Source organism: Mesorhizobium sp. AR10 (genome assembly GCF_024746795.1).
GTDB lineage: Bacteria > Pseudomonadota > Alphaproteobacteria > Rhizobiales > Rhizobiaceae > Mesorhizobium.
On sequence record NZ_CP080524.1, the window covers coordinates 1,743,352 to 1,763,134 of the forward strand.

General features: G+C 59.2%; 19 protein-coding genes and 2 pseudogenes. 11 read left to right on the forward strand and 10 right to left on the reverse strand.

From position 1 onward, the window contains the following. Positions 1 to 2 precede the first annotated feature (2 nt). Together LHFGNBLO_RS11930 and LHFGNBLO_RS11935 are read left to right on the forward strand one after the other, a co-directional pair. Positions 3 to 770, forward strand: coding sequence for an SDR family NAD(P)-dependent oxidoreductase (locus LHFGNBLO_RS11930; protein WP_258607268.1), 768 nt, complete (start codon positions 3 to 5; stop codon positions 768 to 770). Then, positions 767 to 1,516 carry a helix-turn-helix transcriptional regulator gene (locus LHFGNBLO_RS11935; protein ID WP_258607270.1) on the forward strand — a complete coding sequence of 250 codons (750 nt, stop codon included), beginning with the start codon at positions 767 to 769 and terminating at the stop codon, positions 1,514 to 1,516. The genes LHFGNBLO_RS11930 and LHFGNBLO_RS11935 overlap by 4 nt, the downstream gene beginning before the upstream one ends. Before the next feature lie 241 nt (positions 1,517 to 1,757). On the opposite strand, the gene LHFGNBLO_RS11940 is transcribed toward LHFGNBLO_RS11935, so the two are convergent. From LHFGNBLO_RS11940 to LHFGNBLO_RS11960, 5 genes and pseudogenes are all read right to left on the reverse strand, one after another. Beyond that, positions 1,758 to 2,624, reverse strand: a complete 867-nt coding sequence (locus tag LHFGNBLO_RS11940; protein ID WP_258607272.1) for a hypothetical protein — start codon at positions 2,622 to 2,624, stop codon at positions 1,758 to 1,760. Between the two features lie 1,490 nt (positions 2,625 to 4,114). Beyond that, the gene (locus LHFGNBLO_RS11945; protein WP_258607274.1) at positions 4,115 to 4,882 is read right to left on the reverse strand and encodes a LuxR C-terminal-related transcriptional regulator; all 768 of its coding nucleotides are present in this window, start codon (positions 4,880 to 4,882) and stop codon (positions 4,115 to 4,117) included. A 939-nt stretch (positions 4,883 to 5,821) separates the two neighbouring features. After that, positions 5,822 to 6,322 (reverse strand): flavin reductase, encoded by a 501-nt coding sequence (locus LHFGNBLO_RS11950; protein ID WP_258607283.1) that lies wholly within the window; start codon positions 6,320 to 6,322, stop codon positions 5,822 to 5,824. Positions 6,323 to 6,504: 182 nt separating this feature from the next. Next, positions 6,505 to 6,661, reverse strand: a pseudogene (locus tag LHFGNBLO_RS11955) (sugar phosphate nucleotidyltransferase); the annotation flags it as partial. Between the two features lie 475 nt (positions 6,662 to 7,136). Further along, positions 7,137 to 8,144 carry a LysR family transcriptional regulator gene (locus tag LHFGNBLO_RS11960; protein ID WP_258607285.1) on the reverse strand — a complete coding sequence of 336 codons (1,008 nt, stop codon included), beginning with the start codon at positions 8,142 to 8,144 and terminating at the stop codon, positions 7,137 to 7,139. 36 nt (positions 8,145 to 8,180) lie between these two features. Here LHFGNBLO_RS11960 and LHFGNBLO_RS11965 point away from each other — a divergent pair, with 36 nt between their 5' ends. The 6 genes from LHFGNBLO_RS11965 (at position 8,181) to LHFGNBLO_RS11990 (ending at position 14,076) form a co-directional block, all read left to right on the forward strand. Then, on the forward strand, positions 8,181 to 9,191 hold the full coding sequence (locus tag LHFGNBLO_RS11965; protein ID WP_258607287.1) for a transporter substrate-binding domain-containing protein: 1,011 nt from the start codon (positions 8,181 to 8,183) through the stop codon (positions 9,189 to 9,191). Between the two features lie 126 nt (positions 9,192 to 9,317). Continuing rightward, positions 9,318 to 10,067 (forward strand): amino acid ABC transporter permease, encoded by a 750-nt coding sequence (locus tag LHFGNBLO_RS11970; RefSeq protein WP_258607289.1) that lies wholly within the window; start codon positions 9,318 to 9,320, stop codon positions 10,065 to 10,067. Positions 10,068 to 10,080: 13 nt separating this feature from the next. Further along, complete coding sequence (locus LHFGNBLO_RS11975) at positions 10,081 to 10,767, forward strand: amino acid ABC transporter permease (RefSeq protein WP_258607291.1); 687 nt, start codon at positions 10,081 to 10,083, stop codon at positions 10,765 to 10,767. A 7-nt stretch (positions 10,768 to 10,774) separates the two neighbouring features. Next, positions 10,775 to 11,524, forward strand: a complete 750-nt coding sequence (locus tag LHFGNBLO_RS11980; RefSeq protein WP_258607293.1) for an amino acid ABC transporter ATP-binding protein — start codon at positions 10,775 to 10,777, stop codon at positions 11,522 to 11,524. 46 nt (positions 11,525 to 11,570) lie between these two features. Next, complete coding sequence (locus LHFGNBLO_RS11985; RefSeq protein WP_258607302.1) at positions 11,571 to 13,049, forward strand: aspartate ammonia-lyase; 1,479 nt, start codon at positions 11,571 to 11,573, stop codon at positions 13,047 to 13,049. A gap of 22 nt (positions 13,050 to 13,071) precedes the next feature. Further along, on the forward strand, positions 13,072 to 14,076 hold the full coding sequence (locus tag LHFGNBLO_RS11990) for an asparaginase (protein ID WP_258607304.1): 1,005 nt from the start codon (positions 13,072 to 13,074) through the stop codon (positions 14,074 to 14,076). Here LHFGNBLO_RS11990 and LHFGNBLO_RS11995 read toward each other — a convergent pair. Together LHFGNBLO_RS11995 and LHFGNBLO_RS12000 are read right to left on the reverse strand one after the other, a co-directional pair. Then, positions 14,052 to 14,327 carry a hypothetical protein gene (locus tag LHFGNBLO_RS11995; RefSeq protein ID WP_258607306.1) on the reverse strand — a complete coding sequence of 92 codons (276 nt, stop codon included), beginning with the start codon at positions 14,325 to 14,327 and terminating at the stop codon, positions 14,052 to 14,054. The genes LHFGNBLO_RS11990 and LHFGNBLO_RS11995 overlap by 25 nt on opposite strands. Before the next feature lie 86 nt (positions 14,328 to 14,413). After that, entirely contained in the window at positions 14,414 to 15,382 is a 969-nt protein-coding gene (locus LHFGNBLO_RS12000; RefSeq protein ID WP_258607308.1) for a lipid kinase, read from the reverse strand. A gap of 413 nt (positions 15,383 to 15,795) precedes the next feature. On the opposite strand from LHFGNBLO_RS12000, the pseudogene LHFGNBLO_RS12005 reads away from it, so the two are divergent. From LHFGNBLO_RS12005 to LHFGNBLO_RS33635, 3 genes and pseudogenes are all read left to right on the forward strand, one after another. Continuing rightward, positions 15,796 to 16,077, forward strand: a pseudogene (locus LHFGNBLO_RS12005) (ABC transporter ATP-binding protein); the annotation flags it as partial. A gap of 129 nt (positions 16,078 to 16,206) precedes the next feature. Then, the gene (locus tag LHFGNBLO_RS33630) at positions 16,207 to 16,365 is read left to right on the forward strand and encodes a DUF535 family protein (protein ID WP_413774677.1); all 159 of its coding nucleotides are present in this window, start codon (positions 16,207 to 16,209) and stop codon (positions 16,363 to 16,365) included. A 140-nt stretch (positions 16,366 to 16,505) separates the two neighbouring features. Continuing rightward, positions 16,506 to 16,709 carry a DUF535 family protein gene (locus tag LHFGNBLO_RS33635; protein WP_413774718.1) on the forward strand — a complete coding sequence of 68 codons (204 nt, stop codon included), beginning with the start codon at positions 16,506 to 16,508 and terminating at the stop codon, positions 16,707 to 16,709. Positions 16,710 to 16,851: 142 nt separating this feature from the next. On the opposite strand, the gene LHFGNBLO_RS12010 is transcribed toward LHFGNBLO_RS33635, so the two are convergent. The 3 genes from LHFGNBLO_RS12010 to LHFGNBLO_RS12020 are packed head-to-tail and all read right to left on the reverse strand — an operon-like array spanning position 16,852 to position 19,756. Beyond that, positions 16,852 to 17,868: a glycosyltransferase gene (locus tag LHFGNBLO_RS12010; RefSeq protein ID WP_258607309.1), complete on the reverse strand. Its 1,017-nt coding sequence runs from the start codon at positions 17,866 to 17,868 to the stop codon at positions 16,852 to 16,854. Further along, on the reverse strand, positions 17,868 to 18,260 hold the full coding sequence (locus tag LHFGNBLO_RS12015; protein ID WP_258607311.1) for a hypothetical protein: 393 nt from the start codon (positions 18,258 to 18,260) through the stop codon (positions 17,868 to 17,870). The genes LHFGNBLO_RS12010 and LHFGNBLO_RS12015 overlap by 1 nt, the downstream gene beginning before the upstream one ends. Beyond that, on the reverse strand, positions 18,257 to 19,756 hold the full coding sequence (locus LHFGNBLO_RS12020; protein ID WP_258607313.1) for a hypothetical protein: 1,500 nt from the start codon (positions 19,754 to 19,756) through the stop codon (positions 18,257 to 18,259). Before LHFGNBLO_RS12020 ends, LHFGNBLO_RS12015 begins: the two co-directional genes overlap by 4 nt. Positions 19,757 to 19,783: the final 27 nt, after the last annotated feature.

Sequence of the window (19,783 nt, forward strand, 5' to 3'; positions counted from 1 at the left end):
ACATGTACATATGGGAACAGAATGCGGTCGCAGTCGTCACCGGTGCAGGCGTCGGGTTGGGCCGCGCCCTCTCGGTCGAGTTCACCCGGCGCGGGATCGCTGTGGCAGGACTGGGAAGGAACCTGGACGATCTGCGAACGACGGCAGCGATGGCCGAGGGCGCCCCTTTTTCGCCGATGGCCGTCGACGTCAGCGATAGTCGGGCCGTTGCCGACGCGTTCTCCGAGATCAGGAGCAAGGTTGGAGCGCCGACGATTCTCGTCAACAACGCCGCGATCCACCCGCGGCGGGATTTTATCGATGAAGGGCCGGAAGACTTTATGGCCTGTGTTTCGATCAATCTGGGTGGAGCGGTCAACGCCACGCATGCTGCACTGCGGACGATGATCCAGCTCGGCCATGGGCGGATCGTCAATGTCGGCAGCTTCGCCGATTTGGCACCCCAGCCCTGTGCCGGCGCATACAGCGTTTCGAAGGGCGCGCTGCGTACGTTTTCGCGTGCTCTCGTGGCGGACCTTGCAGATCGGTTTCCGAACATCATCGTTACAACCTGGATGCCGGGCATTTTGGCAACGCGGATGGGCTTGCCCGTCGGACTCGACCCTGCGGTTGCTGCGCGCTGGGGTGTGGAACTCGCCCTATGCAACGACCGAGGAATCAATGGCGCGACCTTCGAACGTGACTGCCAGATGGCCCAGGCGCGGTCGCTTAAGCGACGAATCGTGGAGAGGATCCTTCGACGCCAAGCACCCCTGATGCGCCTCGCATGATCTCCGATGATCCAGAGACGACTGAAAGAGGACAACGCAGCCGGAGCGGCGCAATATCGCTTTTGCTCGTTGGAAGAGATGGATTTATTCCAGACTGCAACATCGCCTCGGTTATGAACGAGTTTCCGCTTTTGGCCATTCACCATGCGGGCACCATAGCGGGGTCCTTAGCCGAATTTGATCCCCTGCCTCGCGCGGTGCTGATTCAAGAGGCATGCATCACCGAAGCGACCGAACTGGAGATGTTGCTGCTTGGATCGCATGGTAGCCGCATCGTGGTGGTGGTCGAGAACGCCAAACAGACCTCGAGCGCGGTACTGCACGTCGTGGCGAACGGCCTGGTCCATGGTATTCTCGCGATGAATCTGCCGCTCGAGATCTGGCTTCTCGCGTTTCGGCTTCTGCTGAGAGGCGGCGAGTTCGTGCCGATCTCCGTGGCGCGTCTCAGTCTCAGGCCAGCCCGCAACGGCGCCGCGGACATCGCTTCCGGAGGGCTGTCGCCGCCGACCATTGCCGCTCTAACGGAACGTGAGTTGCAAGTGCTGGAGATGGTGTCTATGGGCTGCTCCAATAGCGTGATCGCGCTACGCTTCAGCCTCTCCGAGAACACGATTAAAGTTCACGTTCATAACATCATCAGCAAACTCAACGCGCGAAACAGAACAGCGGCAGCCGCCAAGTATCTGGAGAGCACGAGAAAGTCGGCAGGCGCGACGAATGTCTTCCCTATACGGGGGCCCACATGACTACTCGAGTGTCCCAGCGAGCGTCATCCAGCTGGAGCTGTCGAAGTCTCAACCGATTGCCGACCGCAGATGCTGCATCCGAGCGGCAAACTCGGTTACGCCGCGCCTTCGCGAATTCAAGTGCGGATTCGGCGCGGCGGACAATCTCGACCCGGCGAGCTGACTGACAGCGCGGCGATCAGGTCGGCGAGCTTTTCGACTTCGCCCATCGGCACGGACCAGCCGCCACCGGACTCGGTCTTCAGTGCCGACCACATCGCGTTGTCATAGCCAGCAATTGCCAATCCGCACCCCATGCTTTCGAGATAGGTGCAGGATGGATCCGACTGTCGGTGGCAGCTGAGGAAAAGGTCGGCCTTGCTCCGGTTCCACGGTACCAGCACGGTCTCGAAATCAACCGACGCGTGAAGCGTGACCTGTGAGAGGCCTTGCCTTTCGATTCCCCCGGGCGATTTCCTCGCGCAAGCTGCCGTCGCCGAAGATGTCGAGGGTGAAGTCGACGCCTCGGGGCCCTCAGAAAGCACGCGAAGGGCACGAGATCCTGCGGCCTCATAGGTTCGAGACGGCCCGAATGGATCAAACGCAGCGGCGCGCCCGAGAACAGCCGTTCGGACCTAGAACGCATTTCCATCTCGTTGGCGAACAACGCCGGACGCATCCGGTTGTCCAGATACATCATCGTTTTCGGATTGAGCCGACCGTATGATGCTGCAGCCGGATAGCCATTGGCCTGGATCGCAGTGGCGAGGCGGAACGCCCGCCGTCGCCGTATCTCCTGCCGTAGGTGCCACAACATGCCGTAGGCCCGGCGCGCAAAACCGGACTTCCCGCTAAATCCCACGATTTGTAGACGTGTTTTCAGCACGTACTCGATGCTGTAGACGACCTTCACGCCGACCTTCACTCCAAGACGCGCGATATGAAGTGTATCGCGGGCATCGGCGGGGCAGAAGATGATGTCGTAGTTTGCGAGCATGCTCTCGTCGATTTCCGCATCGGCATCGATCAATTGTAGGTCGAACCCGAGATCTCCGGGATGGTAGCGGGCGCCGAACGGAATTGGCTCTTTGCCCCGCCTGAGAACGCATTTGAGATAGCCGTCCCACATCTGCCGATGCAAGCGCATGCCTTCGACGAATTTGATGTCGAGATGCAGCTGGTTTGAAATCTATCAGCGCATCGCATGGTTAGCAGCCACGCTATTGGGAATCGCGTGCAAGGAGAGCACACCAATAAGTGCTAGAGCTAGGTCGAGGCACTCTTGCTTCGTACGCCGTGAGTCGAAGTCCGAGTCATAGTGGTTGAGGGATCGACGGGCTTTCCGCCACAGGCATGGCTCGCCGATGCCTCGCCAAGGATTGACTGATGTTGCGCCCAGGATTTGGCGATATCTCGCCATCATTTCAAAGGTCTGACGGCAGCCCTCGCAGGAGGGCTACTTGGAATTGGCCTGATCTTCGGGCTTCTTGGGATGGACCCTGTACATGAAGCCTCGCCGGGCTGCTACTTCGTTCGGTTCCCAGAGGGCGAGACCGACCATGTCCACAAGGGCTTCAAGATTGGGGGATCTCGCGGTCGTCGTAACGCGTCCGAGCACAGAGCCAATAGCTCTCAGGGCGAGCCGAGTGTCTCGATCAGGCAGCATGAACGCAATCTCCCTCATGTGGACTTCTTCTTCTACGAATGGCTTGTACCGCCCGCGGTGGACAAGAATGGACCGGCCGAAACCACTGCTCCGATACGCACGGCCACTTTTCCTCGACAGACATGTTGTAGCGGGCCGGGCATGAAAAAAACGCAGCCAACTCCTCCGTATAGAGATGACGGTTTGCGGAGGTGACAGCATGAATTTGCATAGAGCCACCCAAGGGTTCCATGATCCCGACTGTTGTGACTCCATTTTCATGTGCATCAAATAGGCAAAATTGCCCAATCAACAGAATTCAAAGACGTAGCTGACGATCCCTTAATGCTCATACCACTGTCTGGTAGTCGAACAAAGTCCAGCTTTCGGTGTATGGAATCAAAATGATTTTGATCGCCCTTTCCGAAATACTCAATATGCAGGACGTCCCCCAAGTGATCTACCCGGCGCTGCCCAACTCCTGCTCGCGTCCGGTCAGCGATATGCGGCATTGAATCGAGGTTAACGTCTGGAAGTACATCGAACTCGCCCGTTGGCGATCAGCAGGTTGTGAATCTGCTCCGACAATTGCTGGCCGGAAGGATGGTCGGACCGATACCGTGACGAGATATGCTTCCTTGATGATCCGACCAGTCGCTAGCCAAGAGGCTCCGTTCTATTGGAACCAAGCCGGAAGTGCGGTCGACCGGGGCTCAACCAATATGACGGAGTGGATCCGTATCCGGCAACGACATTTAGCTCGTGCGTTGAATGGCGCTGGCTGCGTTCACTGAAGTCCAACGCTGCGCGTGAGCATTCAACATGTTGCCCCCTCTCGATCTCGACAGGGAAGCCGGCAGAAGGTGTACTTTCTGCTTACTGCGGCAGGCAAAAACTTTCGTTTAGCTCAACCGAAAGTTGTCACCCGCCGCGAGAAGCAGACTCTCCGCGAGAAAAATTGTACGTTTCGGGTATCAGGACAAATCTACCCCGGTATTCATATTTTCGGCAGGATAGAAGTCATTCATCTTGTAGACGACCTCCGTTCTATTCGTGGCCCTTAGTTTTTTCATAATATTTCGAATATGAACCTTTACGGTGCTTTCCCGAAGTTGAAGTTCGTAGGCGATAATCTTGTTCGCCTTTCCTTTTCGAAGCGCCGTGACCACCTCCGTCTGGCGCGGGGTGAACATGTCGCTCAGTTCCCGCGTCTTGGAAGATCCAGTTTCGATCAGATGCTTGACTGCCAGGATGCTGCTTGCTGGGATGAAAACCCCGCCTACAACAGCCAGTTCCAGCGCTTCCACACAAACGTTGATGTCGACCGAGGTCAGGATGTAGCCCCTGGCTCCAATCTCCAAGGCTTTGAGGACCTGTATGAAGTCATCGGAATCCGCGAGGATCACTACCGGGACTTTGCCGAGTTCGGCAGTGAGCTTGACGATTTTGTTGGTCTCCTCGGTCTCTGTGACCTTTCGGTTCCCGAGATTGTAAAGGACCGCGCCGAGCGGCGGATGCTGATCCTGGACCGATCGCCATTGCTCGATTGACGCGCAGTTCAGAACACTCAGGCCGAGTCTGTGTCTTATCAAGGCCTGCGCGAGACATTCCCGATCCAAGGGTTTGCTATTGACGATCACGAGACTCTTTTCGCCCACCGCTGGTGGAGCTGTCTCCGGATTGCCCCTGTCTGTGATTCTAGAAAGTGACTCCCCATTTTCATATGAATGTTGCGTGTCCATACTTGCCTACCCCTTATTTGCGCGACCTGCACCAGGTCGCTACTCCCCTAATCCAGTTGTAAGTATTGCGGGTCAGTGTGACCCTGAGGGGCAATACACCAAACTCGTTTCACGCTTTTTCTTGGTTTAACCGTCCTATGTAACCCCTTCTTCATACAGGACTACAACTTTCGCGGGTGATGCGAAATAGCAAGAAAGGTTTAGATCTGTGTGGGTATCCCGCGTTTTTGTCAGCAATCTGCTATTGGATCAGGCAAACTTGCATCGAATTTTATCCAAAAGGCGTAGATCAATTGTACGCCGCGCAGCCGAAAGGCGTGTGAAATTTTCTTTGGTGGTTCCTGTCATCGCTTCGTCGCGGCGAGGATCTGCCGGGCATATTCGGCAATCGGCTCTTGTGATGGCACTCCAGGCGCGCGTTTCCGACACGCTCGCAAACAGCCAATAGGCAGGCCGGCGTCTGAATTCTGCGTGACAACAGCATCTTCGATGCTGCCGTGGCCGGAAATCGATCAAGAATGGCCGAAACTTTTGTACTAGACCAGACGAACAGCCCTTGTCGGGCTTGTGGCTCATTTCACATTGGAAGCCATGCAGAGTCGCTCCACCTTCATAGATGGACTCCGCAGGATCGCCGCGATGGCAGTTTGCCTGTTTCACGCGTTGCGTGGGTCTCATATCGATATTGTGCCGACCGATGTGCTGTCGATCGTCGTGATGGGTGAGGCGGGAGTGGCAATCTTTTCGTGATCAGCGGCTTCGTGATCACTCACTCGCTGTTGAGGTCCGAATTGCCGCTCCGCGGCGTCGGGCACTTCATTCTTCGCCGTTCAATCCGCCTCGATCTGCCCTATTGGCGGCGATTGCGCTCGCCGTCGGATTCTCAGCGCTTGCAAGCGTGACCCAACGGCAAACCGCGTCGGCACGTCGCCGAGCGGATCAGAGCACGTGGTAGCCGCGCTTGTGATAGATCAGCGGGTCCAGTCCGTCGGCATGGCGAAAGCGAAGGCCAATGACACGGCCGAACAGCACCCGGTGTGTCGCGACCTCCCGGGTTTCCGTCACCTCGCAGTCGAAGGTGGAAATTGCATCTTCCAAGACCGGCGCGCCGCTGGCGAGAGTCGTCCAGGTGCCAAAGGCAAATCGCTGCTGCTGATCGAGATCGGTCATGCCGGAAAAGGCATGAGCGAGATCGGCATGCGGAGCACCGAGTGTGTTTAGGGCGAAGACACCGTTTGCCGCGAACAGATCGTTCCTGGCGCTCTTGCGGCTGAGGCAAACCAGTACGGTCGGCGGCTCGTCGGAAACCGAGCAGGCCGCAATCACCGTAGCGCCGCGCCGGCCGGCGCTTCCGTCGGTCGTCAAGATTTGGACTGCTCCCGCGAAAAGGCTCATGGCCTCGCGGTAACTGCGCGGTTCGACGGCATTCCTCATGAGCATTGCGTTTCGCTCCTTGGCTTCTCCGCTATCGCACGGCCGCAGGTTCGACCGATCTTCCAACCGATCGATGACAACTGCGACGTTCGTCCGCCAATCTGTAGGTTGGGTGCCGAACTGCTGAATGATCTTCGACGTATCGAGCCGCGACGAGGCCACGCCGTACGCCTTTGGCGCGCTGGGGCCCGCTCGAGGTCGCGCGGTGTCGCGACGCCTAGGATGTCTCGGATGCCTACGAGCATTAGCGCCCCGAGAGGATAGTAGATCATCGGCTTGTCAAATTTCGGTAGCAGTTGCTTCGAAATCGAGACCATTTCCCCCTGCCAGGATGATCCCTTTCATAGGATGTCTCGAAATACCAAGAGATCAATTCCACAAAGAATAGTCTGAGCATAGATTGGATGATTGTTGCCTTTTCTCATTACAACTGTGCCTTTACGCTAAATGCCGATGCCAGCTCTGGGGTCTCGCGCTCAGAGCAAATTCCAGCGCAGTCAGTATCACGCGTACGGCATGAGCGGGATCAACTCCTTTTGCACGATCCCATCCGCCTTTCCTCCAGGGAGGTCACCCAATGGCGTACGGAGTGCTACCCCACTCAGCTGTCGGATTAGGCGCCCAGGAGACGTTGAGGTGGAGGGCAATGTTGAAAAGTCGTGACGAAGCCGACCAGAAGGCACCTTGAGCCACGGCTTCAGACGAACTGTCCAGCGGCCACGGTCATTGGGGTTGCCTGGTGACCGGGGCAGAAACCCAGATGAGAGAGCTCGGCCAGGTGGCAGACCTTCGCCGTATTCGGCAATGCAAACCGATGCTGTCAGGAACCAGGTTCGACGCCTGACATCATCCAGTCGAGCCTGGGTTCGATCCAAGGCGCCAGCTTCACGAACTGCGGCAACGCGCGCACTCTGACGAGGTTGCGGGCAAGTTCGGCAATGCGGGGGCCCAGCGTCCCGAACTCCTCCCGACGGGTAACGAATGTCAGTTGGCGGGAAAATCCCGGGCCAGGCAGGGGTAACACTTCGACGCCGTTGGCATAGGCAACTCCTTGAAGCAGGCAAAGCGGCGTTGTGATGGCGACGCCAACCCCGGTCGCCACCATTGCCAAAAGCGAGTCCGAGGTGTCGAACTCGAGCATGCGTGGCGGCTCCAGCCCAAGCCTGCGCAAATGCCGGTCGACATGCGCGCCGCTATGCGACCGCGCGCTGTGGCGTATGAGATGATGACGGGAGAATATTTCGCGTAGGTCTTGGTCTTTGCAATATGGACCAACGTCTTTCGGGACGAGCAGCAGATAGGGCTCCCGAAACAGCGGGTAGCGGAGGATGTCGTCGAGACCCTCCATCGGGTCCGAGGTGACGGCTGCGTCGATAGCGCGACGCATGAGCGCCTCTGTGTGGGAGAAGGCCAGTCCTGACCAGGCGGTCAATCGCAGCGCGAGTGCGCCGTCCACCAGTTCCTTGACGAGATAGGCGCCGATCGTGCCCGCGAAAGAGTCGACGAGGCCCAGGCGCAGGTCCAGGCGCTCCGGCATTGCGGCGGCGGCCCGCACTGTCTCGACCACCCGGTTGACCCGCTGCATGACTTCCTCGGCCTGACCTGCCAGTACGCTGCCGGCATGGGTAGGGAGGAGGGGCCGCCGGTCGCGATGCAGGAGCGTCGCGCCGATTTCCTTCTCGGCTCGGCGAACAGCCTGGGACACGGCTGATTGGGTCAGGCCAAAGCGCGATCCGGCCGCGCTCATGCTGCCGGTGTGGATCACGGCAGCCACGATTTCAAGCGTCCTGAGGTCTAGGCTGCCCTTCATCTGCTTTATCATCATCATAATCCAAAGTCATATTTGGCATTAATCTCTCTTCTTATGCCAAAAATCAATTGCAGCGAAGCGCCCAAAGCTGCATCCCTATTGCGAAGGCCGCTGCCGGAATCGAGCGAAGGCCTCTCAACAATAAACAGAGCAAGAAAGCGCCCTCGAAGCCGTGGCTTCGCGGAAGCGCGAGATAATGGAACACTCTCAACGGAGATGAAAATGCGCGTTTTGAAGACACTTGCTTTCGGACTTGCGATTGGCCTTGGGGTGGCTGGAGCTCGCGCCCAGACTCTCGACTGCGGTGACGATACCTTGTGCAAGGTGGAGGCGGCCAAGGTGCTGAAAGTCGGGACCAAGGACGACTATAAACCTTGGTCGTATCGGGCTCCCGACGGCAGCTTCGCCGGCATGGAAGTTGACCTCGCCAACGCGCTCGGCGAACTCCTCGGCGCCAAGGTCGAAATCGTGAAGGTCAACTCGGCCAACCGCTTCGAATTCCTCGCCCAGGGACAGATCGACCTGATGATTGCCTCGGCCACCGACAACGCCGAACGCCGGCGAGTGGTGGGCTTCGTACACCCGAACTACTACTCGTCCGGCTACAACGTTCTCCTGCCGAAAAAGGTGACGGCGACGAAGTGGGAAGAGGTGGCTGGCCAGACCATCTGCGCAATCCAGGGAGCCTGGTACAACAAGCCCGCGCAGGAAAAGTTCAAGATTGAACTCTTGGCCTTCGCCGGCACCGCGGAAGTCGACAGCGCGTTCCAACAGGGCCGCTGCATCGGCGTCCTGTCCGATGACAATATGATCAACGTGATGCTCGCCGACCCAAAATGGGCGGACTATCACATGTCGCTGCCGACCCAAGATGACGCACCGTGGGGCATCGCCGTCCGGCTGAACGATCTCGATAAGCCCTGGGGCGTGCTGGTCTCCGGCGCCATCGCCAACTGGCATCGCTCGGGCAAGCTTCTCGAACTGGAGAAGGCCAATGGCATCGCCGAATCCGCATATCTGCGCAAAATGCACGAGGCGCTGAAGGACCACCTGCCGGCGGAGTGAGACGGCCATCCGTGCCGGTCGAGCATGAGCGATCCGAAGACATAACTCCACCTCTCGGCGTCGTGCTCTGATCAAGCGTCCGGTTCCCCACGGGAGGAACCGGACACCTCTCCAGGGGAGCGGACAATGCTCGAAATGTTTCGTCAATATGCGCTCGATCTAAAGGCGTCAGGCATCAACCTGACGATCCTCTACGACGCCTTCGATTTCGAGCGCTTCGTGACGGGGCTCATGACGACTTGCGCTTTGATCGTCATCTGCACGTTTTTCAGCATCCTGATCGGCGGCGGCGGCGCAGCCGTGCTGGCGCTATCACGCGGTCCGGCGGCCATGCTTGTCCGTGCTTATGTGGCGCTCATCCGCAACACGCCCTTGCTCGTGCAGATGTATTTCTTCTATTTCGCGGTTGGCAGCCTGATGCCTGTCGGCCAGAACGCCATCGGCCTGCCGGTGCCCCTGATCGGCAATTTCACCTGGGCGGTGATCGCGCTCTCCCTCTATGCCGGTGCCTTCAACATCGAGACGTTCCGCTCCGGTCTCGGTGCGGTGCACAACTCGTATGAGGAAGCGGCGCTAGCGCTTGGCTATTCGCGCTTCAAGGCGTTTCGCTACGTCGTCGTGCCGCTGGGGTTGCGCTTCTCTTTTGCATCGCTTGCCAACAATCTGGTCGACCTCACCAAGTCGACGACCGTGGCCTACGCGATCGGCGTGGCGGAACTGCTCTACGTGTCCAACCAGATCTGGTCGGACTCCCTCAATACATTCGAGATGATGAACGTCATGCTGGCCATCTATCTGCTGCTCACTGGCATCGTGGTGTGGATCATCGGCCGCGTGCAGGCGGCGATGCGCCTGCCCGGCTTCGGCGCGAACTGAACGGATTACCCCGATGTCAGAAACCACGATCTTTGCCGATATCTTTCGCTGGCTGCCCTTCGTGCTATGGGGCTTCGCCCTCAACATCCTGATGAGCATTCTGGCAATCACGCTCGGCACGGCGGCGGGCGTATTCCTGGGGTTCGGGCAGATATCGCATGTCCGGCTGATCGGCAGGATCTCCCGCCTTGCCACCCAGCTGTTTCGCAACGCGCCCTGGCTGGTGCTCCTGTTCTACTGCATCTTCCTGATGCCATATTCGTTTACCGTGTCCGGCGTCACTTACAACGTGCCAAGCTGGCTGCGCGCGACGCTCGGCTTCAGCGTGCCGGTTGCGGCGAATTTTTCCGAGATCGTGCGCGGCGCGATCGGCTCGATCCCAAAGGGGCAGTGGGAGGCGGCCGAAGCGCTCGGCTATTCCAGGACGGTCACCCTGTTTCGCATCATCCTGCCGCAATGCGTTACGCGCATGCTGCCGCCGTGGATGAACCTTTACGCGCTGCTCATCACGGCAACGCCGCTGGCGTCGATCGTCGGCGTCGACGAAGCTCTGGCCCGCACCCAGGCGGCGGTGCAGTCCGAGGTGCAGCCCGGGTTTCTGATCCCGATGTACCTCACCTTGCTCACAATGTTCTTTCTCTACGCCTATCCGATTTCCCGCGTCAGCGCCGCGCTCGAGCGCCGCTTCCAAACTGTGTGAGGTTTTCATGCGATCGGTAACCCAAGATGGCGCACTTGTCTCCTTGAGAGGCGTGCGCAAGGCCTTCGGCAGCATTGAGGTGCTGCGTGGAGTCGACCTCAACGTCGCCAAGGGCGAGGTGGTGGCGATCATTGGACCGTCGGGCTCCGGCAAGTCGACGATCCTGCGGACGATCAACGGCCTGACATCAGTGGATCACGGTGTGATCACCGTCGGCGACATCACGGTCACCGATCCCAAGGTGGACAAGGTGGCGCTGAGGCATCGCGTCGGCATGGTGTTCCAGCAGTACAACCTGTTCCCGCACAAGACCGTGTTGGAGAACGTTGCAATGGCGCCGATCCAGGTACTCGGGGAGCCGCGCAGGCAAGTCGAGGAACGGGCAAAGGATCTTCTCGCTGGGATGCGTCTGCCGGAAAAGGCGCTCTCGTATCCAGGGGAACTTTCCGGCGGCCAACAGCAGCGTGTGGCGATCGCGCGCGCCCTGTGCATGCAGCCCGAAGTGATCCTGTTCGACGAGGTGACGGCGGCGCTCGATCCCGAAATGGTCAAGGAAGTACTGAGTGCCGTCAGAAAGGTCGCCGAGGACGGCATGACCTGCATCCTGGTCACCCATGAGATGCGATTTGCCCGCGAGGCCGCCAACCGCATCTATTTCACCGACAAGGGGGTGATCGTCGAACAGGGCGAGCCGAAGGCGTTTTTCGAAAATCCCCGGGATCCTCGGACCATAGAGTTTTTGGACAAGGTCCTCTGAAACGGCAGAGACGCGGGCCGCCTCCATCCAAACCAGGGAAATCGACATGAACGAGACTTCGCCCGGGCCGACAGACATTGCCGGCGAGCGCATCGAGACCGATGCGCTCGGCAGCCGCCGCATCGACAACACCCACTATTACGGCATCCAGACGGTGCGGGCACACGAGAACTTTGCCATCTCCGGCAAGACCATCGCCGACATTCCGGGCTTCACCGAAAGCATCATTCAGATCAAACAGGCTGCTGCACTCGCCAATCTGGCGGTTGGGGGGCTTTCCAAAGAGGCCGCGGCGGCGATCATCGAGGCCGGCGACTATTGGCTGGACAATTTCGAGGCTTCGCAGTTTTCCGTCGACATCTATCACGGTGGCGGCGGCACGGCCGCGAACATGAATGTGAATGAGGTGATTGCAAACCGTGCCAACGAAGCGCTGAGCGGCCGTAAGGGTTATGACCATGTCCATCCGAATACAGACGTGAACATGGCCCAATCGACGAATGACGTCATTCCGTCGGCGATGAAAATCACTGTTTACCGGCTACTGACGCAGCTCGAACCCACAGTGTCGGGCCTGGTTGATGCACTCGCCGCGAAGGAGGTCGAGTTCGCAAGCGTGATAAAGCTTTCCCGGACCTGCTTCCAGGATGCGCTGCCGATCACACTCGGCCAGCAGATCTCAGGCTACCGACACAACTTCCAGCGAGCGTTGCGGGACCTGGAAATCGCCAAGGCCAAATGTCTTCACTTGCCGCTGGGGGCCACCGCGGTCGGCACAGAGTTCGGCGCGCTGCCGGGCTACAAGGCGGCCGTCTACGTCGAGCTGAGTCGTATCACCCAGCTGACGTTGGAGCCGGAGGAGAACTTGTTCGACGCACTGCAGAATGCAGATCAATGGATGTCGATTTCTGGCGCATTGAAATCCCTGGCGTTGTCGATGGCAAAGATGTGTAACGACCTGCGTCTCATGTCCTCGGGCCCGCGCGCCGGCTTTTCTGAGATCACCTTGCCTGCCGTACAACCGGGATCGTCAATCATGCCGGGCAAGATCAACCCGGTCATCCCGGAGATGGCCATTCAGGTCTATTTTCGCGTCCTCGGCAACGACGCCACCGTCACGCGTGCCTGCGAGGGCGAACTCGACCTCAATGTGTGGGAGTCGATCATCCTGAATGCTGTGACCGAGTCGATCGTATTGCTCAACCGGGCGATACCGTTGCTCGTTTCGAAATGCATTGCCGGCATAGCCGCCAATGAGGCGACGTGCCGCGCGGCGGCGGAAGGTTCGCTTGCGCTTTCCACCGCAATCGCGGCTGTCTTCGATTATCCGAAAGCCGGATCGGTGGCCCGCTTCGCTGCCGAGCGGGGACTGCCCGTCAAGGACGCTGCGGTTCAGATGGCACTTCTGTCACGGGGAGAGGCCGAAGAGCTTTTTGAGGTCTCGCTTTTCGCCGATCCTTTGCGCTATCAAACCGTGATCCAGAAATATCGCCGTCTTGCGCAGCAGGGCGCACTCGGCGGCTGATCCGACGGAAGAACGATAGCGCATGGCAAAACCAATACCCGAGGTGGCTTTCATCGGAGCCGGCGGCACGATCGCGTCAATCGGCAAGGATCCATTCGACGTCCTGGACTACGGAAACAACGACAAGAGACTTCACGCTGACGACATCGTTGCGGTGCTGCCTGCTTTGGACGATCTGGCTCGGGTAAGGCCGGTTCGTTTCAAGAACATCGAGAGCACGGACGTGGGGTCCGGCGACTGGCGGGATCTGGTGCTTCTCTGCACCAAGGTGGCCGGTGACGATCCGAAACCAGCGGGCATCATCATCGGCCACGGCACGGCGACACTGGAGGAAACCGCCTACTGTCTGTCGCTCACCCTCAAGCTGACAATTCCGGTGGTTGTCGTCGGGTCGCAGCGCCCACTCAACGGTCTTTCATCAGACGCACAGGCAAACCTGGTCAACGCTATCAGGGTTGCGGTGGCTCCCGCGTCGCGCGGCCGAGGCGTGCTGGTCGTACTCAACGACGAAATCCATGCGGCGCGAGAGGTCACGAAGCGGTCGACTTTCCGCCTGCACGCCTTTCAGAGCCCGGACTTTGGCATATTGGGCCAGGTCGATGGCGACGCCGTGGTCTACTATCGCAAGCCCGAGAGGCTCCACACGGCAGACAGTGAATTCTCCGTCGCCGACATCGAGAACATGCCGCGCGTCGACATCGCCTACAGCTACGCCGGCTCGGACGGGACGGCGATAAATGCGTTCGCCGACGCCGGTGCGATGGGCATCGTGCTTGCCGGCTTCGCGCCGGGAATGGGCACGCCGGCGGAGGTCGCGGCGCTTGAAGACGCCATCGCGAAGGGTGTTATGGCGCTGCAATCATCTCGTGCCGGAAGCGGCCGCGCTCTGGACAGTGCCAGACATCGCGCCATTGGAATCATCGCGGCGGACAATCTGACGCCACAGAAGGCGCGGATTCTGCTTGGCCTGGCGCTGGCACGAACGACAGACCGCAATGAGATTCAGCGAATATTTGCGACATATTGAATGTCACAAACCTGATCCGAAACCGGCCGTTTGTAGGCGACAGTGAACTTCCGGCAGGCGTCAGGCTCGCGGCTGGCGGCCATGCCGGCGGGACACCGGATCAATGCACTACGCATCAACGGGTGCGGATCAGTGTGTGAGATGAACATGGGTCCGAGCCATCGATTGACGGCGATAACGCCACCGCTTGCAATCATGGCGGCCGTATGGACCACGGACACGGCTGTGGCGGTGATCAGATTGCGGGTCACGAGCGTGGCAGCCGCCTGGTGTCCAACATCAAGTTCCCGGGTCTGGCACAGGCCCCAGATAAAGCGGCACCAGCATCAGCCCGGCGTCAACTCCGGGGATGATCGTCCGACAATTCGAGGTCTGCGCCGATTGCTCGACGAGACATTTCCGTGCGGCGTGGAATGCCCACGGTCGGAGGCGCGAAGACCGAGATCGCCTTTGGGTGAACTTTGAAATGGGCCGGCGTCGAGGTGACAATCTCACCATCGGTGTTAACCGGCATCGGCTTCTCCGTCTCGATGTCGAACTCGACGCACCTGGCCGTGCGCACCTCACGCCAGGCGCCATGCGTTCCAGAACGGAACGAGCGGAGCATCAGCGCCAGCTTCCAGAGGTTGGTCATTTCCAAGCTATAGAGATCGAGATGCCCGTCATCGATCTCAGCCGTCTCTTCCACGACGTTGCCGCCGCCATAGTGCCGACCGTTTCCAACCGCGATCTGGTAGGTTTCGACTTCGATCGCCGCGCCTTTCTCGGTAATCTTCGCGTGAAACCGCATGGCCCGGGTCAACACTTTCATCGCCGCCAGCGCATAGCCAAGTCTGCCGAAACGCTTCTTCAGAGTGGGATCAAGACCCTGCGCCAATTCAGTGCTGAGTCCGATACTCGCGACGTTGAAAAAGGCATGACCATTGACCGTGCCGACATCGATCAGCCGGGTTCGGCCTCGCGCGATCACATCGGCGGCCTGCAGAAGATTTCTCGGAATATTGAGTGTACGGGCGAGGTCATTTGCGGTTCCCATAGGAATAATGCCCATCGGCAGGCCGCTTTCCATGACCGCCATCGCCGCCGACGACACCGAACCATCGCCACCGCACACAATAACAAGATCGGCTGTTTGGCGTAAGCGAACGATGTCACGAGCGATCTCAGGCAACGCCTCGAACGTCTCGACGGTGACGGAAAGCCGGCCTCGCTCCAGCCGCTCCACAATTGGCGCGATCAGCTCCTGGCCGCGCCGCGCCTTGGGATTGAGCAGCAGCAATGCGCGCCTTTTAGCTAATTTGCTCATTCAAAGATCGGTCCATAGCTCACCCACATAAGGTGGCTGCTTCGAGATTTCGACCGCAACCGACGCTTTTGACCCGATCCGGTCAATCCGGCAGCGATATCGTGTCTTGAAAGCCGACATTCAGCGGAACCAGCGTTCCCGACTCGCAGTGATCGTTCCTCGCCGGTGTCCAGCCGTCGGCATTGGGTCAAAAGCCAACTGGCGAAGCAATCGTGCGGATCCCGCCAAGGCTGCGATTTTCAACACGAGTTTTCGGAGAACCGGGAAGCCTAAGTTTGATCTTTTCGGCGGACGGTCGCAAATGTCCTGACTTTTGGCCAAGATGTTCTACTTGAGATTGCAGCCGGTAGCTGACCCTATCCCGGCCCGCATAGCTGAGTCCCGCCCTCCTTCCGATTTTGACCCGAGTGGCCATGTCAATTTCAGATGCGATCTACCGTCCCTTCGAAACGCTGATCCGGCCGCTTAACATTCCCTACCAGCCGCTGCCCACCACGGGACCGGTGGCGGTTCTCATGCACTTCATATCGATGTTCCGTGGCGTGCTGATCGCGCTCGCGCTTTCGTCCATGGCGATCGAGGCCATTAACCTGACCATCGTCTGGGGGCTTTCAGTCATCGTCGATGGCGTATCGCAGAAGGGCGCATCCGCCTTCTTGCACAGCGAATGGCCACTCCTGACTTTTCTCGGGCTCTGAGATACCGCTGCCCCGATGTGGCCGACCTGATCAGCTGGAATTCCATCGGTTCGCGGTATCGCATCACGCTCGATCAGCCCCATTGGCTGCTGAATGAAGGGTTGCTAGTCATTAGTCTGTGGGAAGATGTCGACCGGCTGTTCTCTCGCCTTCAATCTCGCTTGCGAAGGCAGCGAGAGGGTAGCCTATATCGGCGGCTTTCAGGGGCGGGCCGAGGATAACGTCCTCGATCGCTATCGGCGCTTCACGAAAGCGTCCTCCGGAATGAGGCCGCGCGATTCCTGATCGAGATATTCAAGGTGTTCTGCAGGTCTCTAGGCGTGTCGCGCATCTATGCTGTCGCTGGCAGCAACCATTCCATGCGCTCGACCTACGTGAGAAAGAGCGCGGCGGACGGCCACAACTTATAGCTGGACTACGATGAAATCTGGTGGGAGCGCGGAGCAATCGACAGGAGGAATGGCTTTTTCGAGTTGCCGGTCGAAGCCGGTCGCAGGCAAGGTGACGAAATTCCCGCGAGGAAGCGGGCTATGTACCGCCGGCGGTATGCGATGTTGGACGAGATCGAAACCCAACTGTGCGAACGTGTTTCTGGTCACACGAAGGCAGGCGGTCCTCACCTTCGCTAACGGAAAGCACGGGCAACTACAGACGATCAAGGCTTGCCGTCTTCGGCGGCGCAGTCGTTAGGGTCGGAGGCGCAGAGCGATAGCGTCTATGGCCTTATGTGGATGCCAATCTTGGGCCTTTATATTCATCCCGCGAAATTCGCTACCAGAATCCCGCCCCATGACCTCGCAGCATCGCCCCTTGCGCTCGCAAGTAGACGATCAGATCGAAGCCAAAGCCCATCAGCGCTACCGCAACGCGTTCGGGGCGCAACAGATTGCGCGGCCGGGCGGCCAGCCTAGCCAATCTCTTAGTCAGAAGACCGAAAGGCACAAAGCCGTAGGGGAATCGCGGCAAGCGGGCGCGGATCACGCCCGACAGCCAGTCCGGATCGGCCCCGGCCGCGGCCAGAGCGGCGGCCCGGTGGGCACCTGGCAAAGCGGCAATATCCGCGAAACAGGCCGCATTGATCGCCGATCCGATGATGATCCGCGTCTGGTGCCGGATCAGTGCCGGGATCGTGCGTTCAGACGCGTAGATGTGGAACGCCCCGGCCAGCCCGTCGATTCGCGTGAAATCTTCGGGCGCGGTCAGGGTATCGGTCAGAACCATGGCGCGCAAAAAACCATCCTCGACCGGGAGACCGGCGGGCAGATGGAAGCGCCGAGCCCGGTCAGCGGGCATGACATAAAGCGAACCGCAGACCGCGGTCTTCCAATCGTCCAGCCCGCCCCCGGCAGCGGCGATCAGCTGGTCCAACAGCCGTAAACCTTCGGGATGAACAACAATGTCCTTCAGGGGCTGGCTGTTCAGCACCCAAAGCCCGGGACGCGCGCCAAGACCGCCGACCAACCGGCTCAGCGCGTCCGGAGTGCTGAACGTTATATCGGCATCGCAAAAGATCAGTACATCGGCTTCGGCGCGGGATAAGTCGTGCACGAAACGGTTCCAAGTGCGTGACTTGCCGGCCTCGGGCAGATCGACCACTTCGATGCCCGGCCCTGCCGCCGCCGTCGCGCGCGCTGCAGTGCCATCGGTGCAGCCGTTGGCGAGGATCAGCACGCGCGCGGCGAGTCCGCTCGTGTGCAGGACATCCTGCGCGGCGAGGCGGGCGACCATTGCCGCGATGCCCTCCGCCTCGTCATGGGCGAAGACCCCGATATCCACCGTTAGCGCCATCAGATCACCGTGCACCTGACGCGCGGCCGCGCGCTTGCCATGTCCGCCCCGGCCTCTGCCCGCGTCTGCGCCAGGCGCTCCGCTTCGCCCAGCAAAGCGCCTGCCATCTTCTGCCGCAGCGCCTCGCGCCCGGGCGCTACCACGGGCAGTGCCGTCAGCCCGAATTCGGCAGTGTAGCCCACCCAGCCGAAAAGGCCCAGAGTGATGATCCATGCCCCGTCCGCGCTCGTGGTCCGAGCCATCGTCTGGATAGCCGCCGAGGCTTCCATTGCGATATGGGCGTCCGTGACTTCCCTAAGCGCATGGGCCAGTGACCACCCGACGAACGGTACGCTAACCCACTCGGGATTTGCCGCCTCTACGATGACAAGGACCCTCGGGCGTCGATTCAACACCTGGTCACCAAATGGCGGTTTCGCAGGAACAACGCGGCGGTGAACGACGAGATCAGATCACCCGCTCTTCGAAGTGATCGAACACCGGGCAGCCCAGGTGCCGAGGCCCGCCTGAAGCCGTGGCTGCGACGCAGTTCGGGCTCGGATGACCCCCTTGCTTTCAGCGCCTCTGCGTATCCGAGCATCGCGCCGCCAAGCAGCCAGGTAAACGGAACCAACGTCGCATTGGGGAGCAAGTCGACTAGGTTAGCTGCAAAGATCAGCGACAGCGGCCCGGCATATCGAGACAGAGCGTTCTTTGGCAACCTGCCTGCCTGCCGCGCCAGCAACAGCAGCGGCAGGGCCAATAGGCCAAATTCGCTCAGGTATCCGAACCATCCATTTACTCCCATGACAATGATCCAGCGCCCATCAACGGTCGTCACTTTGTAGCCGGTTGCATAGTCGAAGACAAAGTTGCGTTCCCACGCGCCCCAACCGAACATTGCCTTATCCCTTGCGTGGGCGAGCAGCATTTCTTCATTGTCGATTCGGAATTGAAGCGATCCTGCCCGCTCTGTATCAATCGAACTGACTAGCGAAACAATCGCCTCAACTGGAACGATACCCCAGCCGCGCAAGAGTGGATAGGCAACGACAACCAAGGCTAGTAATGCGGCGACACGGATCTGGAGCTTGCGCCCGCCGAAAATGATGAGAGGCATCAGACCAAGCGCGTATATCAACGGGCCGGCGCTCTTGCAAAGGACAAGTACCACGCCGAGGTAAAGCGCTACGAAGACATAGCGGGAGCGCTTCTCCTGACTTTGCAGGCGCGAAAGCGCAACTGCGGCTGCGAATGTCATCAGCGCGAAAAACGCAACCCACAGTCCGTGTTCCAGGAAGACTATCGGACGGAAACCTCCATAACGCATCATTTGGTCAAAACCGTGCTGGAAGAATCCGTAGAACCACACGTTCATCTGCGGGCTGAGCCGTACCTCGATTAACATCGGGATCGAGTAGGCGAGCCCCGCCACGACCAGTGCGACGAGAATTTCATGCTGCGCCCGCTCCGTGGCGAGCAACTTGCGCGCGAGAAAGAACGGAAGAATTGTAATGGCATGGCTTGCCGCCGAGGAGAATGAATCATAGATACGCAGCCCCGGAAGCCCTCCAACGGCGAAGAGAATGGGTTCGGTATTGGTAAATACGGTGACGATCGGCGTGGCGATGAAAAGTAAAAGAAGCAGGCGGCCAACCCTGGAAACCGGCAGGACCGATATTCTTTGTCCGAGCAGGAGCGTGCAGATTGCGAAAGCGGTCACGTTGGGTATAGAAAATTTGTCCAAGAGAGGAACCAGCGGCGCGTCGAATCCTGCAATCGGGGGTAGAAGAAGATATCCACCAAGAATTGACCAGATCAGAGCGCGCTCCATCGAAAGACGACGGAACATGGCGAGCATGACAACCGGCCAGATCAGTAGCATGAAATATGCGAAGGTGTTCGGCATTCAAATTCACCTGTATTTAGCACCGTC